The 13757-nt window shown below is 73.4% G+C and carries 13 protein-coding genes; 5 read left to right on the top strand and 8 right to left on the bottom strand.

The features are described from left to right. Positions 1-246: 246 nt before the first annotated feature. The 3 genes from CcI49_RS05465 to CcI49_RS05455 all read right to left on the bottom strand — a co-directional run bounded on the left by CcI49_RS05465 (position 247) and on the right by CcI49_RS05455 (position 3184). Complete coding sequence (locus CcI49_RS05465) at positions 247-615, bottom strand: FKBP-type peptidyl-prolyl cis-trans isomerase (RefSeq protein WP_054567922.1); 369 nt, start codon at positions 613-615, stop codon at positions 247-249. Between the two features lie 10 nt (positions 616-625). Then, positions 626-1366, bottom strand: coding sequence for an HAD family phosphatase (locus tag CcI49_RS05460; protein ID WP_235498023.1), 741 nt, complete (start codon positions 1364-1366; stop codon positions 626-628). Between the two features lie 216 nt (positions 1367-1582). After that, complete coding sequence (locus tag CcI49_RS05455; RefSeq protein WP_076824732.1) at positions 1583-3184, bottom strand: helix-turn-helix domain-containing protein; 1602 nt, start codon at positions 3182-3184, stop codon at positions 1583-1585. Positions 3185-3780: 596 nt separating this feature from the next. On the opposite strand from CcI49_RS05455, the gene CcI49_RS05450 reads away from it, so the two are divergent. Further along, complete coding sequence (locus tag CcI49_RS05450) at positions 3781-4890, top strand: winged helix DNA-binding domain-containing protein (protein ID WP_076824730.1); 1110 nt, start codon at positions 3781-3783, stop codon at positions 4888-4890. Positions 4891-4910: 20 nt separating this feature from the next. Here the strand turns inward: CcI49_RS05450 and CcI49_RS05445 are convergent, their stop codons facing one another. From CcI49_RS05445 to CcI49_RS05425, 5 genes are read right to left on the bottom strand one after another with little or no spacing between them, the layout of a single operon-like run. Continuing rightward, a complete protein-coding gene (locus tag CcI49_RS05445; RefSeq protein ID WP_076824728.1) occupies positions 4911-5414 on the bottom strand; it encodes an SRPBCC family protein in 504 nt (167 codons plus the stop codon). A gap of 54 nt (positions 5415-5468) precedes the next feature. Further along, positions 5469-6908, bottom strand: coding sequence for an FAD-dependent oxidoreductase (locus tag CcI49_RS05440; protein WP_076824725.1), 1440 nt, complete (start codon positions 6906-6908; stop codon positions 5469-5471). After that, positions 6905-7954: a PfkB family carbohydrate kinase gene (locus CcI49_RS05435; RefSeq protein ID WP_076824723.1), complete on the bottom strand. Its 1050-nt coding sequence runs from the start codon at positions 7952-7954 to the stop codon at positions 6905-6907. Before CcI49_RS05435 ends, CcI49_RS05440 begins: the two co-directional genes overlap by 4 nt. After that, positions 7951-8676: a class II aldolase/adducin family protein gene (locus tag CcI49_RS05430; protein ID WP_076824721.1), complete on the bottom strand. Its 726-nt coding sequence runs from the start codon at positions 8674-8676 to the stop codon at positions 7951-7953. Before CcI49_RS05430 ends, CcI49_RS05435 begins: the two co-directional genes overlap by 4 nt. Beyond that, positions 8677-10944: an MFS transporter gene (locus tag CcI49_RS05425; protein WP_076824720.1), complete on the bottom strand. Its 2268-nt coding sequence runs from the start codon at positions 10942-10944 to the stop codon at positions 8677-8679. A gap of 170 nt (positions 10945-11114) precedes the next feature. On the opposite strand from CcI49_RS05425, the gene CcI49_RS05420 reads away from it, so the two are divergent. The 4 genes from CcI49_RS05420 to CcI49_RS05405 all read left to right on the top strand — a co-directional run bounded on the left by CcI49_RS05420 (position 11115) and on the right by CcI49_RS05405 (position 13638). Next, on the top strand, positions 11115-11807 hold the full coding sequence (locus CcI49_RS05420) for a TetR/AcrR family transcriptional regulator (protein ID WP_054567642.1): 693 nt from the start codon (positions 11115-11117) through the stop codon (positions 11805-11807). Between the two features lie 144 nt (positions 11808-11951). Beyond that, positions 11952-12539 (top strand): DUF6529 family protein, encoded by a 588-nt coding sequence (locus CcI49_RS05415; protein WP_054567641.1) that lies wholly within the window; start codon positions 11952-11954, stop codon positions 12537-12539. Positions 12540-12556: 17 nt separating this feature from the next. Beyond that, on the top strand, positions 12557-13003 hold the full coding sequence (locus CcI49_RS05410; protein ID WP_054567640.1) for a Rieske (2Fe-2S) protein: 447 nt from the start codon (positions 12557-12559) through the stop codon (positions 13001-13003). Positions 13004-13017: 14 nt separating this feature from the next. Then, entirely contained in the window at positions 13018-13638 is a 621-nt protein-coding gene (locus CcI49_RS05405; RefSeq protein ID WP_076824718.1) for an FHA domain-containing protein, read from the top strand. Positions 13639-13757: the final 119 nt, after the last annotated feature.

The raw sequence follows: 13757 nt of genomic DNA, 5'->3' as shown, positions 1-13757 counted from the left end.
CAGCCTCCCTCGAGTCGCTCCCGCCGGGCGGCGGGGCGACGGCCGCGGCTGGCCGGCCGGTGCCGTCCGGGGGCGTTCGGCGGCAGTCGGACGGCTGCCGTTTCCCGCTCCCGCGGACGATGTCGCCCCCGGGCTCCCGAGGCAAGGCGTGGCCCGTTCCCGCGTTTGCGCCACGCACCCGCGCAACGGTGTGCGGCCTGGACGGAACCCGGCGAGAACGGGCCGGCGGGACGAATGCCCGGCGCGTCAGTTGACGCTGAGCAGGTCCACCACGAAGACGAGGGTCTCGTTCGGCTTGATCTGGCCGCCGGCGCCCCGGGCGCCGTAACCGAGGTGCGGGGGAATGACGAGCTGGCGCCGGCCGCCGACCTTCATTCCCTGCACGCCCTGATCCCAGCCGGAGATCACCTGGCCGGCACCGAGCCGGAAGCGGAAGGGCTGACCGCGGTTGTACGAGGCGTCGAACTCCTCACCCGAGCTGTGCGCGACGCCGACGTAGTGGACGGAGACCGTCTGCCCCGCGGTGGCCTCGGCGCCGGTGCCCTCGGTGATGTCCTGGACGACCAGGTCGGTCGGCGGGGTCGGGTCGACGAAATCGATTTCGGGCTTCTCCATAAGCCCCACCCTAGTGAGCGGCCCGACGTTCACCCGCCACCGAGGTCGGCGGTGCGGTCGGCGCGGCCCGCGGTGCGGTCGGTGCGGCGGGCGGGAGGCCGAGCACGCGCCGCAGATGCGGGGCGGTGAGATCCCCGACGGTGAGGTGGGAGGCCAGGACGAGCTGCGGGCGCCCGGGCACGCCGATGACGAACATGCCGGCGGCGCGGGCGGCGTCGACCCCGGGAGGTGAGTCCTCGATGGCGATGCTGCGTGCCGGCGGGGCGCCGAGCGCGGCGCAGGCCCGCAGATAGATGTCGGGATGGGGTTTGGGCTGGTCGGTGTCCTCCCCGCCGAGGACGGCGGTGAAGGCGTCGGTCAGGCCGGCGCCGGCCAGATGCTGGTGGACGAGGTCGCGGGGGGCACTGGAGGCGACGGCCAGTGGGTAGCCGAGCGCGGCGAGCTCGCGAACCAGGTGGACGGCACCCAGGCGGGCGGGCGCGCCGGCGGCGAGCTCGGCGGTGACGAGGTCGAGGATGTCGCCGATCAGCCTGCTGCCGTGGTGGTCGGGGAAACCGAGCGCGGCGGTGAGGACGCGGCCGACGACGGGCAGCGGCTGGCCGATGAGGGTGTCGTGATGGTCGGGGGTGAAGACGCGGTCGTGGTGGCCGAACAGGGTGGAATAGGCCCGGTGCCAGCAGATCTCGCTGTCGACCAGGGTTCCGTCGCAGTCGAACACGACGGCGGACGGCGGCTGTGTCGGTGGCGTCAACGCGCTCTCCTCCATGCCGGTTGGTGCGGGGCCAGTGGGTGCTGGGCCGGGTCGGTACTGGGCCGGTCGGTGCGGGGCCGGTGGGTGCCGGCTGGACGGACGCCGCGGGCGCCGTCCCCGCGGACCGTAGCCGGAGGGTCCGACATTCCCGGGAAACCGGCAAGGCCGCCGACGGGTGCGCCGCGCCGTGGCACGTCGCCGGATCGGCGTCCCGGTTCAGGGCACCGACCAGAGCCGGGTGGTGCGGTCGATGCCCGCGCTGGCGAGCGTGTGGCCGTCGGGAGCGAACCGCACCGACAGCACCCAGCCGTTGTGGCCGGTCAGCGGATGGCCCAGCGGCTTCGGGCGGGCTGGGTCGGAGACGTCCCACAGTCGGATCGCCGCGTCGAAGCCTCCGGTGGCCAGGGTCCGGCCGTCGGGGGAGTAGGCGAGGGACCAGATCCGGTTGGTGTGCCCGCGCAGCGGACCGGCGAGCAGGCGCGGCCGCGCGGCGTCGTCGAGGTTCCACAGCTGGACGGAGCCGTCGGCCTCGCCGACGGCGAGCACCCGGCTGGCCGCGGCGGGTGGCCGGCCGTCGGCGGTGCGCGCCGGGCCGTCGCTGGTGGGCGCGGGCCTGCGTGGAGCGAACGCCACGGCGTAGGCGGGTGTGGGCGTCGCGGGCCCCGGCGGCAGCCTGCGCGGCGCGTGCCGGTCGGAGACATCCCAGAGCAGGATCGTGTCGCCGTTGCCGCCACCGGCCAGGATCCGGTCGTCGGGGGAGAAGGCCACCGAGGTGACATACGTGGTGTCACCGGAGAGCTGGGCGGTCTGGCTTGGACTGCCGCTGCCCGCCAGGTCCCACAGCCGGATCGTCCGGTCGTCGCTGCCGGTGGCGAGGGTGCGCCCGTCGGTGGAGAACACCACCGACCAGACGGGTTTCGTGTGCCCGGCGAGCGCCTGCCCCGCCGATGCCGGCTTCCTGCGGTCGGTGACGTCCCAGAGCCACACGTTGCCCTGCCAGTCGCCGCCCGCGAGGGTCCGCCCGTCGGGGGAGAAGGCGACCGTGGTGACACCCGCCTGTGGCCCGGTCAGTTCCAGCGCGAGGCGCCGGGGCGACGCCCGGTCGGTGACGTCCCACAGCGTCACCTGGCCGTCCCGGTTGCTGGTGGCCATCAGCTGCCCGTCCGCGGTGAACACCGCGGACAACGCCCAGTCGCCGCCCGCGGTGAGCGGACGCCCGAGCTGCTGTGCGGCCGGCCCGGCCACCGCTGCGTCCTGGTCGGGCAGGGCCGTCACCACCACGGCGGCGCCGGCTGCGCCGAGGAACAGCAGGACGGCCGCGAGCACGGCACCACGTCGTCGACGCCGCGGGCCCGGCCCGAGCCCCAGCACCGTCCGCAGGCTCCGGCGACCGTGGCCCGCCGGCGGACCGGACGCCCCAGGTGTGGCCGCCCCGTGCGCGGGTGCCTCGGGCGCGGGCGGTTCGGGCGCGGGCGGTTCGGGCGCGGGCGGTTCGGGCGGATTCCCGGCGGGCCGCTCCGGGGCGCTCGCGGGCTGGCCGTCATCCAGCGGAGCGTCGGCCGGCCCGGTGCCTGAAGGAGGCGCTTTGACGCCTTCCCAGAGCCGGAACAGCCGAGCGATCTCCTCGTTGTCCGCACCGCACAACCGTGCGATGCGTTCCAGCGTTCCGAACTCCACCGGAATCGTCCGGCCGGTGCAGTAGCGGTGCACGGTGGACTTGCTCGCGTTGACCCTCCGGCCGATCCATTCGTAGTTGTGGCCGCTGCGCTGCTTCAGCTCCGACAGGAGTGCACCCAGCTCCTCGGAGTGTTTTGCCATCCGGACTGGCCCCCCAGCAAACGCGCACGGTGTCTAACGGTGGACATTCTGTTACCGCCGGGTCGCGTCAGTGACGGACCACGTCCCACATCGCCAAGATTACCGCAGGTCAGCGCGGGTCGGCCGTCCCATCTCGCTGCTCCTCCCCGGACGCGTTGTCAGGTGCGCCGCGCGGCTGACAGAATTTCGGGCGGGCACCGGTGGCCAGCGCATCCGAGGGTGTCCCGAAGGAATTCCAGAACGTGTGATGTGAAGTGTGGGAAATTCACCTCGGCCGGTGGAGGAATTGGCGCGAGGAAATTTGGCACCGGCGGGTGCGAAGAAGTCGAGAAAGCATACCGTGAAATGCTTCGCGCCAGGCACCGGCCGAGCGGAGCCGCGGCGGTGGCCACCTCACCTGGATGGCCGGCGCACGCCCGGCGCGACCGTCCGGCCGGGTACACCGCGCCCGGGTGCCGGGTGCCGGGTGCCGGGTGCCAGGTGCCCCAGGCCTGTGGTCATGCCATCGGGGGGTAGCATGACCGCGGACCCGGGGCACCCGGACCGTCGCCTCGCGGGAGCCGAACTTGTCGGCGGTGCCTCCTATCGTGGCGGGCATGGTCGATGAGGTGGCACGGGCGGAGGTGCTGGCGTTCCGGGCGCACGCCCAGCAGCTGGATGGCGCGGCGGCCGCGCCGGGCGGCGCGGCCGTGCTCGACTTCGGCGTTCAGGACACCGGGCCCGACGGTGGGCGGTGGGCGCTGGCGATCCGAGGTGCCGGGGCCACTGCCGGCCCCGGCCCCGGTGGCGGTGAGCTGGCGACGGTGTGGACACTGCGCGGCGCGCCGCATCTCTACCGTCGAGAGGATCTGCCCACCGTGGCCGCGGCCACCGCGCCGTACTCGGAGGCCGACGCCGCGAAACGGATCTTCGATGCGGCGCGGCCGCTGCGCGCCGCCGGCATCAGTCCGCTCGTCGCGTTGGACTCCGTCGCGGCGGCGATGCGCGGGCTGGTCACCGGTCCGATGACCAAAGGCGAGGTGTCGGCTCGGCTGGCTGAGCTGATGGGCCCGCCGTACCTGCGTTTCTGCCGGCCCTGTCAGGCCACCCACCTGTACGAGCAGCCGTTCCGGCTCGCGGCGCTGCGTGCGGGCCTGGAGCTTGTGCCCGGTACATCGCCGCCGGTGCTGCGGCCGATCCCCGGGCTCATCGCGGCTGCCACGGTGCCCGCGCGGTTCGACGTGATCCGGGGCTATCTGCGTTTTCTGGGCCCGGCGGCACCGAAGCAGGTGGCGGAGTTCCTCGACGCTCCGGTGAAGGAGATCCGAGCCCGCTGGCCCGCCGACGCCGTCGAGGTGTGCGTCGAGGGCGAGGCCCGGTGGATCCTCGCCGAGGACAGGGATCGCCTGGGGCACGGTGCTGTCACCTCGACCCGGCTGCTGGGGCCCTATGACCTGTTCCTGCAGGCTCGGGACAGGGCGTTGCTCGTCGGCGACCAGGCACGGGCGAAGGCCCTGTGGCCGGTGCTCGGCCGGCCCGGCGCCGTGCTCGTCGGCGGAGAGGTCGCCGGCCTGTGGCGCCCGCGGCAGACCGCCGGGAAGCTGCGGCTGAACCTGACGATGTGGCGCCCGCTCACCCAGGCCCTGCGCGCCTCGATCGACGCTCAGGCCGAGCGGCTCGCCGCCTTCCGGCAGGTGCGGCTCGTCGGTGTGGAGGCCGTGGACTGATCAGCCGTCGTGCCCACTGATCAGCCGTCGTGCCCTGCGGGCTCGTCGCCCTCGGCGATGATCAGGTCCTCCAGGGCGCGCATGGACGTCTGGAACGAACGGCGCAGGCCGGGCTGTTGCAGGCGGTCGATGAGCCGGCCGATCGGGCCGAGGCCAGGCCGGTAGCGCACCGTGTATGTCAGCCTGGTGCCCAGGCCGTCGCCGACCGGGACGGGCTCGACGTCGAACACGTTGGTCATGTCGTGCATCGGGGCGAAACCGGTGCCGGTGTCGACCCGCCGCCGGGGTGGGTCGAGCTCGCGGACCGTCCAGGTCGATCGGGTCGTCAGCGGGCCGACGGTGCGGTTGCGTTCGGAGTAGGTGCGCCCGACCGTCGCCTCGCCGTGGTGGTCGGTGACCTCCAGAACTCCGGCGACCCATTCCGCGTACCGGCCGGTGGCGCTGAGGACCTCCCAGACCCGCTCCGCCGGAACGGCGAGCACGGCCGTCTCGCTGACCTCACTGACCTCGCTCGCCTCACTCATCTCGTTGCTCCTCGCGGTTGCCGGGCGGTTGGCGGTGTGGCACCTGATCCTTGGTCAGTCCGTGGCGGCGAGGATCGCCTGGGCGGTGTCCCGGCCCGAGCGCACCGCGCCGTCCATGTAGCCGTTCCAGTAGTCGGCGTGTTCGGCACCGGCGAAGTGGACCCGGCCGAACGGCCGGTCCCGCCAGGGCCCGAACGCGGTCAGCACCCCCGGGGCGGCGACCGCGGTGGGGCCGCCGAGGGTCCACGGCTCGGCCGTCCAGTCCTGCTCGAAGTAGGACCGGGGCCGCAGCGCCCGCCGGCCGACGACCTGCGCGAACGCGCGCAGCACGGCGCCGCGGCGCTCGCGGGCCGGGCGGTGCGCCCACGCCCGCCACTGCGGGCCGCCGAGAAACCCCATCAGCACCCCCGGGCCGCCGCCCTCGCCGCCGCCGTCGCCGGGCGGGGAGTTGTCGAACATCGAGCAGACCGTCGACCCGGCGCGGAACACCCCCTGGCCGCTGAGTCCGTCGGCCCGCCAGAACGGCTCGTCGTACACGGCCTCGCACTTCGCCAGCGCTCCGAAGGACAGCCGTTGGAACAGGGCGTCCTGCTGCGGTGGCAGCCGCGGGGACCAGGCGAGCCGCGAGGCGAGCACCGGCGGGGTCGCGACCACGGCGTGCCGAGCCGTCCACGTGCCGCGCTCCGAGCGCACGGTGACCGACCGGTCGCCCTGCTCGATGCCACGTACCGGTGTGCCGAGCTGCACCCGCCCGTCGAGCCGTTCGGCCAGGCGCAGCGCCAGCAGCTGGGAGCCGCCGTGGAAGCGCAGCTCCTGGGCGCCGCCCGCCCCGGCGATGCCCCGGTCGATCGTGCCGGGGTGCCGCTCGTCGCCCATGCCGGCGATGTAGTGGAGGCTGAACAGCAGCGATGCCTCGGCCGCCGTCCCGCCGTACGCCGAGCCGAGGAAGACGTCGACCAGTTCCAGCCCGCCGGTGCCGGCCGTGACCCGCCGCAGCCAGGTCGCGAAGGTCATCGCGTCGAAGCGTCGGGCGTGCCGGGCCGTCCACGGCGCGTCGATCGGAACCGTGCGGGCCAGCTGGTTCATCCGGGCCATCGCGAGCCCCAGGCCGGGCAGCGCCAGCGGGTCCGGCGGGATGTCGCCGCCGAACCGGCGAGCCCGGCCACGGTGGACGTACACGCTGGCCCCGTGGGCGTAGGCGGGGAACGTCGCGACGCCGAGATCGGCGGCCAGGCCCAGCACCTGGTTCTGGGTGGGCCCGACGAACTGCCCGCCGGCCTCGACGACCTGCCCGTCGCCGAGATCGTGGTTGAGCAGGCGCCCGCCGACCCGGTCACGGGCCTCCAGCACGACGACGTCGCGGCCCGCGGCCCTCAGCGCGTCCGCCGCCGTCAGCCCGGCGAGGCCGGCGCCGATCACGGCGACGTCGACCCTTCTCGGCAGGGTGACCGGAGTCCCGCCCACGGCGGTCCCGGCGGTGGTACCGCTGCTCATGGCCGCACCGCGTCCGCACCGCCCGAAAGCGCTGCACCGTCGGGCAGCGCCGTACCGTCGGGCAGCGCCGTACCGTCGGGCAGCGCCGCGGTGGCGGCGGTCGCGGCGAACTCCTCGACGGTGCGCAGGTCGAAGTCGCCGTGGTCGGTGCCGAGACCGGCCGCGGTGAACGCCGCGCTCGCGCAGCCGAGCACGGCGGCCTCCCGCGGCGCCCGGCCGAGCGCGAGCGCGCGCAGGAAGCCGGCGGAGAACGAGTCGCCGCAGCCGGACGTGTCGACGACGTCGACCGCGAACGCGGGGACGCGGTGCACCTCGTCGGCGGTGACGACGACGGCTCCGGCGGCACCCGCGGTGGCCGCCACGCAGCCCACGCCGCGGGCGAGCAGCGCCCGGCAGGCGGCGACGAGATCGGGCTCGCCGGTCCAGCCGAGGACCTGCTCGTCGTTGGGCAGCAGGTAGTCGACGTGCCCAAGAGCGCCCGCGATCCAGTCGAGCATGCCGGGGTCGGCGGGAGCGAGCGAGTCCAGCGAGGTCGTGACGCCGTGCTCGCGGGCGAAGGCGAGGATCCGGCCGGCGGCCTCCCCACCCATGAACTCCGGCCCGCCCAGATGCAGGTGGGTGGCGGCGGCGATGGCGTCCCACGGCGCGTCGTCCGGGCCGTATGTGCCGTTGGCGCCGATCACATGGAAGGCCGGTCGCGATCCGTCGGGGCGGATCGGCAGCACGCTGGCGGACGTCTGCGCCCCGTCGCGCCGCACGATCAGCGACGTGTCCACCCCGGCACGGCCCAGCAGGGCGAGCAACTGGTCCCCGACCGGGTCGGTGCCGACGGCACCGGCGCTGCGCACCCGCGCTCCCAGCCGGGCGAGCACCAGCGCGGTGCCCCCGGCGGGGCCGGCGGCGGACACCCTGATCTGGTCGACCAGCAGCCCGTCCTGCCCGGCGGGAATGCCCTCGACCGGGCGCACGAGCGTGTCGAGCACATGTGCGCCGAGCGCCACGACGTTCATCTCGCCCGGTGCGTCCAGCTCGGATGTCGCGGTCATCGGGATGGACGCTCCTCGGCTGCGGTGGGACGTGCTGCGGTGGGATGTGCGGATCGGCTGGTGCCTGCGGATCGGGTGGTGCCGTAGCCGCGCTGCGTCGCGGCGTTGACCACCGCCAGCTGCGCGTCGGTGCCCAGGGCCTTCGGGGTGCCGATCGCCGCGGCGCGCCAGTACAGCTCGCAGGCCCACTCGAGCAGCTCGGTCTGCTCGACGGCGCCCTGCAGAGTGGCGGCATGGGTGACCGCGCCGTGATTGGCCATCAGCGCGGCGGCCCGTCCGTCCAGAGCCGCCAGCACGGCCTCGGCCAGCTCCGGCGTGCCGAACGTGGCGTAGGGCGCCACCCGCACGCTGCCACCGAGCAGCAGCATCTGGTAATGCACGCAGGGGACCTCGTCGACGACCAGGCCGACGGCAGTGCTGAGCGGCGCGTGGGTGTGCACGACGGCGCCGGGGTCGTAGCGGCGGTAGATGCCCAGGTGCAGGGCGAGCTCCGAGGTCGGGGCCAGGCCGCCGTGCACGATCCGGCCCTCGAGGTCGACGACGGTGACCTGCTCGGGGGTCAGCTCCTCGAACCGGGCCCCGGTCGCGGTGATCGCGACCTGCCGCGCGCCGACGCGCATGCTCACGTTGCCCGCGGTGCCGACGACCAGGCCGCGGGCGGCCAGGCTCCGGCAGGACGCCGCGATCTCGGCCCGGGCGGCCTCGACAGCCGTCGACGACATCTACCCCTCCTCCTGCGGCTGCTCCGCGGGCGGATTCATAGCCGTCGTCGGTGTGGCGGGGGTGGCGACCGGCGCCGCGGTGGTCGCCGTGCTCGCGGTGGCCGGGGAGGAAGCCACGGTGGCTGGGGAGGCCGCGGTGGCGGTGAGGCGGGCGAGCTCGCTGTCGACGACTGCCTGGTGCTCGGCGGCGATCCGGCGCGCGGTCCGCGGCCGCCAGGCCCCGACCATCAGGAAGATCATCGGAATGAACACGACCTCGCCGGCGACCGCGATCCAGAAGTAGGTCTGCCACTGGCCCGGTGCGTCCTCGGCGGCCTGCTGCACCCGCGGGCCCTGCTTCTCGAGGTAGCGCAGGACGTCCTGCACCGTCGGGTTCTCCAGCACGGTGCCGTACTCGTCGAGGAAGGCGAGGTCGGCGGCGGGCACCGCCGAAAGCGCCGTCAGATCGTCGGCGGACTTCAGCACCGCGACGCCGTCGGAGACCAGGAAGCGCAGGTCGTCGCCGGGCAGTGCGAGCAGGGCGGTCAGCTGGGTCTGCGCCTGCTCCGAGGTGAGGCGCAGGCCGGTGGTGAGCTGGTCGGCGGCCTTCGCCCGTACGGCTGGGTCGTTGGTGCCGTTGGTGCCGTTGGTGCCGGCGGGGTCGGCGACCAGTGCCTGGCGGGTCGCCGGGTCGAGTGCCCGCAGCGCGGCGGTCTCGTCGACGTGCGACTCGCTGAGGAGTACCGCGCGGACCACATCGTCGACGCTGCGCCCGGACAGCTCGCCGACGGCGCCGGCCTGGACCATCAGATCGTCCGGCTTCGCCGTGAGCGCCTCCTGGGTGGCCCGGCTCAGCGCGCCCGCCGTCGTGATCTCCGCCTGATAACGCTCGGCCAGCGTCTGCGCCCGGTCGACGATGCCGGGATCGGCGGCGACGGCCTTGACCACGGCGTTCTGTGCCGCGTCCAGGCGTGGGTCGGTGCCCGCCACGATCGCCTGCACCGCCGGTCCGTCCTGTACCAGCGGGTTGACCGTGGTGACGACATACGGGAGCAGGAACGTCGACAGGGTCACCACGGTGCGGATCGTCAGCCCCCACACCGACAGGCCGGTCGCGGTGAGCGCCGGGTTGCGCCGCTCCACCGTCTCGGTGAACCCGGCCATCCACGGCCCGAACGCCAGCCCCAGCGAAAGCCCGAGCGGCACGAGGATCGCGACGAACGTGTAGTAGCTCGTCCCCGACTGCCCGGTGCGGTCGATCAGCAGCAGCGTGGTGACGATCGCGCCGAGGGCCCCGACGAGCATGAACGGCTTGCGCACACCGAGCCGGTCCGAGCACAGGCCGATCAGGATCAGCGCCACGGTCTGGGTTCCCCACATCCAGTTCCCGAGCGCGTTGGCCTGCGAGGTGGAGAAGCCGAAGACGGTCTGGAAGAAGATCGGGAAGAAGCCGACCGCGACGAAGTAGATGAACAGGAACACGCTGATCGCGATCGCCGAGCCGACGATGTCGACGTGCAGCATCTGGCGGTAGGGGCGGCGCAGCGCCGCGTCGACGTCCAGCCCGCGGGCCCGCGCCTCGACCAGCGCGCGGTCGCGCTCAGTGACGAGCACCTGATCGCGCAGCGCCGGCGCGAGCTCCCGCAGGAACAGCAGCGACAGGACGAACACGCCGAGCCCGACGAGCCCGGCGATGACGTACTGGTTCTGCCAGTCGTGGATCTCGTCGGCGGTGTTGCTCACCACGGCGCTGGTGACGAGGCTGCCGGCGACGGGGCCGATCGTCCAGAACCCCATCGCGGTGGCGCGCCCCACCTGGGGGCTGAAGTCCCGGACGAGGGCGGCCGTCGCGACGAGCACGGTGCCCTCGAACGCGCCGAGCAGGGTGTAGCAGACCGCGACCGCCCACGCGCCGCTGGCGAGAGGGAAACCGACCAGGCAGGTCAGCGCGCACAGCAGCACCCCGACGGTCACCACGTTCGCCCGCCCGTAGCGGTCACAGACCCCGGCGGCGACCGACGTCAGCGCGCTCGCGAGCGCCGAGACGACGTTGATGTTGACGAAGAAGCGGAACGACATCCCGGTGCTCTGCAGCACCTGCTCGCTGACGCCGCTGATCAGGTAGTACTGGTAATAGAACAAGATCGTCGTGAGGACGGCGATCGACAGGTAGGTCAGCCGGGCCCGCGGGGCGGGGAAGTGGGCCAGCTCGCGCCGCCACAGGCGGGCGACCCCGATGGCCGGGTCGTCGGAGCGGGGCGACCGGCCGGTGTACGTCGCAGTGCTCATCGCGCGTCCTGTCGGTGGTGGTCCGTCCCGGGCTGGGCCTCGCCGGAACGATGCGCGGGACATTAACCTGAAAGTGATTCACCTTCAAGTACGTCATTCGGTGCTACCGGGACATCGGTCGCGACCGGACACACAGAACACGCGACAGGACATCAGGAGGCGACACGGCGATGACGGCACCCGACGGCGAGGCCCTCGCCACGGCACGGCTCCCCTCGCTGCGCACGACACCGCAGCAGGCCCGCGGCCGGGCGAAACTGGCCCGGATGCTCGCCGCCGCCGACCAGATCATGGCGACCGAAGGCGCCGACGCGGTCACCACGACCAGGCTCGCCGCCGAGGCCGGCATCTCCGTCGGCACCGTGTACCGCTACCTGCCGCACCGCGGTGCCGTCATCGAGGCGCTGGCCCAGCACTACCTCGGCCTGCTCGAAGCCCAGCTCGAAGCCCTGATCGGCGCGTTCGAAGCTGGTGAGTGGGGGCGGGCGGACCTCGTCGGTGACGCCGTCGACGCCTTCGCCGACTTCTACCGCACCCATCCGGGGTTCCGTGCCCTGTGGTTCGGCCGGCACCTGACCGCCGAGACCCGCGATCTCGACCGCGCGCACAAGCAGGCCATGGCCAGCCGGCTCGCCGTCCTCGTCGCGCAGGTGACCGGCCTCGACGGCGACGACCTGCCACGGGTGAGCCAGGTGCTGCAGCTGGCGACCGACGCGGTCATCCAGGAGGCGTTCCGGGCCGACCCGAACGGGGACGAGGAGCTGCTCCGTGCGCTGAAGACCATGCTGCGCGGCTATGTCGCGGAACTGCGGGCGGGGTCCGGACGCCGCCGGTCCGCACACCAACCCGACCGCGCTGGGTGATCTTCCGGGGCCTCGCCGAGGTCACCGGCGCCGCGGCACCTTTCTTTCCCTACGTTTGCCTGTCGTTCGATTGACGCTCCTGCGTTCGAGTTGGTCTTCTCCTGCATAGTTCGCCGAACAAGTTCCTTTTCTGAAGGGGGGCGGATGGAGCTCGGCGTCAAGACCGACGGCTCACGCTCAGCGGAGAACACGCGCTCGGCCGGGGCCGGGTTCGCCGTGGCCCTGCTGGCAGGCGCGGCGGTCGCGCTCTCGTTGGGCGTGTACGCGAAGGCCCACGACCCGGCGGCGCGTCCGTTGTTCACACTCGGCTTCTCCGGAATGCTTCCGATGAAGGCCTGGCTCACCACCGCCGCGGCGGTGCTGCTCCTCGTGCAGCTCACGACCGCACTGTGGATGTGGGGGCGGCTTCCCGGCGCTGGCAGCGCTCCGGCCTGGGCGGCCCCGACGCACCGGTGGAGCGGCACCCTGGCCTTCGTGCTCACGCTCCCCGTCGCGCTGCACTGCATCTGGGCGCTCGGGTTCGCCAGCGACGAGACCCGCACACTCGTCCACAGCCTGGTCGGCTGTGGGTTCTACGGCGCCTACGCCGCGAAGATGCTGGGCCTGCGGACCCGGCGGCTGCCCGGCTGGGCCCTGCCGGTCCTCGGCTCCGCGGTTCTCCTGTGCCTGCTCGTGCTCTGGCTCAGCGCGTCCCTGTGGTTCTTCACCCGTCCCGACATCCCGAAGTTCTGAGAGAGGCCGACAGAGACATGGCACAGGAAGCAGCGACACGTCGTGCCGTGCTGCCCGGGCTCGCGGTGACCGTGGCCGCCGCCGCCGCAGGCTACGGGGTGACGGCGAACAGCAGCGCGGCGGACGCCAAGTCCGTGACCGCGGCGGCCAACGGCGGTGCGACCGCACCGGACACCCAGGGCCCACTCGCCCAGCTCGCCGACATACCCCAGAACGGAGGGCTGGTCCTGCGCGACGAGGGAATCGTCCTGACCAGGGACGGCGGGGACAACGTCCATGGGTTCTCCGCTGTCTGCACGCATCAGGGGTGCACGGTCTCCTCGGTCGACCAGGGGCAGATCATCTGCCCGTGCCACGGCAGCAGGTTCGACGCCTCCACGGGTCAGCCGGTTGCCGGCCCTGCCAAGAAGCAGTTGCCGCCGGTCAATGTGACCGTTCGTGACAGCGCTGTCTTCGGCGTGTGAGGGGAGACGGACACGTGAACCTGACCAGCATCCGGGTGACCACGCCCGCGGGCACGGTGGAACTGAGCCCGGACCGTTCGCATGTGATCGGCCGCGGTCGTGAGGCGGACGTCCCGTTGACCGACACCAAGGTCTCCCGCCGTCACGTCGAACTTGTCCCAGAGCCGGGCGGGTGGATCGCCCGCGACCTGAGCTCCAACGGAATCTGGCGGGACGGCACCCGGAGCCGACAGGTGGTCGTCCACGGCGAGGTCGTCCTTCACCTCGGCGGCAGCAACGGCCCGCGGATCGTGCTGTGGGCGGCGCAGCCGCAGCCTGATCCCGAGCCGCGCGGCGCTCGCCCGGCGCCGCCGACGAAGGACAACTCCGAGGCCCAGACCGTTCTCGCCGGCCCGGGCGCACGGATGGCGCCGCCACCCCCGGCGGTGCCCGCCGGTGCCTGGGGCGGAGCGTCCGCAGGGGCTCCCGGAGGCGTGGCCGGCCCGGCGGGCGCACCGCCGTCACAGCCGGCCGGTGCTCCCGCCGGAACCGGGACCCCGGCGCCCGCTCTGGCGGGTCTGATGCGGATGCTGCCGACGCTGATCTGGCTCGCGGCGGTCGGCTTCACCCTCGGAGCCCTGGTCGCGTTGTCCTGACCGGCGCGGTGATGTGACTTTCGCAGGCGTCCGGCCGGTCGGGCCGGGAACGCGGGATTCTCGGGAAGGATCTGGAGCACGGGCGGCCGTCCCCCGCCGCCGGCGGTGGTCGGCCGCGT

Origin of the sequence: Frankia sp. CcI49, assembly GCF_001983215.1 — a bacterium.
Lineage (GTDB): Bacteria > Actinomycetota > Actinomycetes > Frankiales > Frankiaceae > Parafrankia > Parafrankia irregularis.
Note: the sequence above shows the minus strand (reverse complement) of the source record. Positions and strands in the feature narration are given on the sequence as shown.

What these genes read in the sequence shown, in the direction of transcription:
- CcI49_RS05465 (WP_054567922.1), bottom strand. Translation starts at nt 615, where the DNA reads ATGGAGAAGCCCGAAATCGATTTCGTCGACCCGACCCCGCCGACCGAC.
- CcI49_RS05455 (WP_076824732.1), bottom strand. Translation starts at nt 3,184, where the DNA reads ATGGCAAAACACTCCGAGGAGCTGGGTGCACTCCTGTCGGAGCTGAAG.
- CcI49_RS05450 (WP_076824730.1), top strand. Translation starts at nt 3,781, where the DNA reads ATGGTCGATGAGGTGGCACGGGCGGAGGTGCTGGCGTTCCGGGCGCAC.
- CcI49_RS05445 (WP_076824728.1), bottom strand. Translation starts at nt 5,414, where the DNA reads ATGAGTGAGGCGAGCGAGGTCAGTGAGGTCAGCGAGACGGCCGTGCTC.
- CcI49_RS05440 (WP_076824725.1), bottom strand. Translation starts at nt 6,908, where the DNA reads ATGAGCAGCGGTACCACCGCCGGGACCGCCGTGGGCGGGACTCCGGTC.
- CcI49_RS05435 (WP_076824723.1), bottom strand. Translation starts at nt 7,954, where the DNA reads ATGACCGCGACATCCGAGCTGGACGCACCGGGCGAGATGAACGTCGTG.
- CcI49_RS05430 (WP_076824721.1), bottom strand. Translation starts at nt 8,676, where the DNA reads ATGTCGTCGACGGCTGTCGAGGCCGCCCGGGCCGAGATCGCGGCGTCC.
- CcI49_RS05425 (WP_076824720.1), bottom strand. Translation starts at nt 10,944, where the DNA reads ATGAGCACTGCGACGTACACCGGCCGGTCGCCCCGCTCCGACGACCCG.
- CcI49_RS05420 (WP_054567642.1), top strand. Translation starts at nt 11,115, where the DNA reads ATGACGGCACCCGACGGCGAGGCCCTCGCCACGGCACGGCTCCCCTCG.
- CcI49_RS05415 (WP_054567641.1), top strand. Translation starts at nt 11,952, where the DNA reads ATGGAGCTCGGCGTCAAGACCGACGGCTCACGCTCAGCGGAGAACACG.
- CcI49_RS05410 (WP_054567640.1), top strand. Translation starts at nt 12,557, where the DNA reads ATGGCACAGGAAGCAGCGACACGTCGTGCCGTGCTGCCCGGGCTCGCG.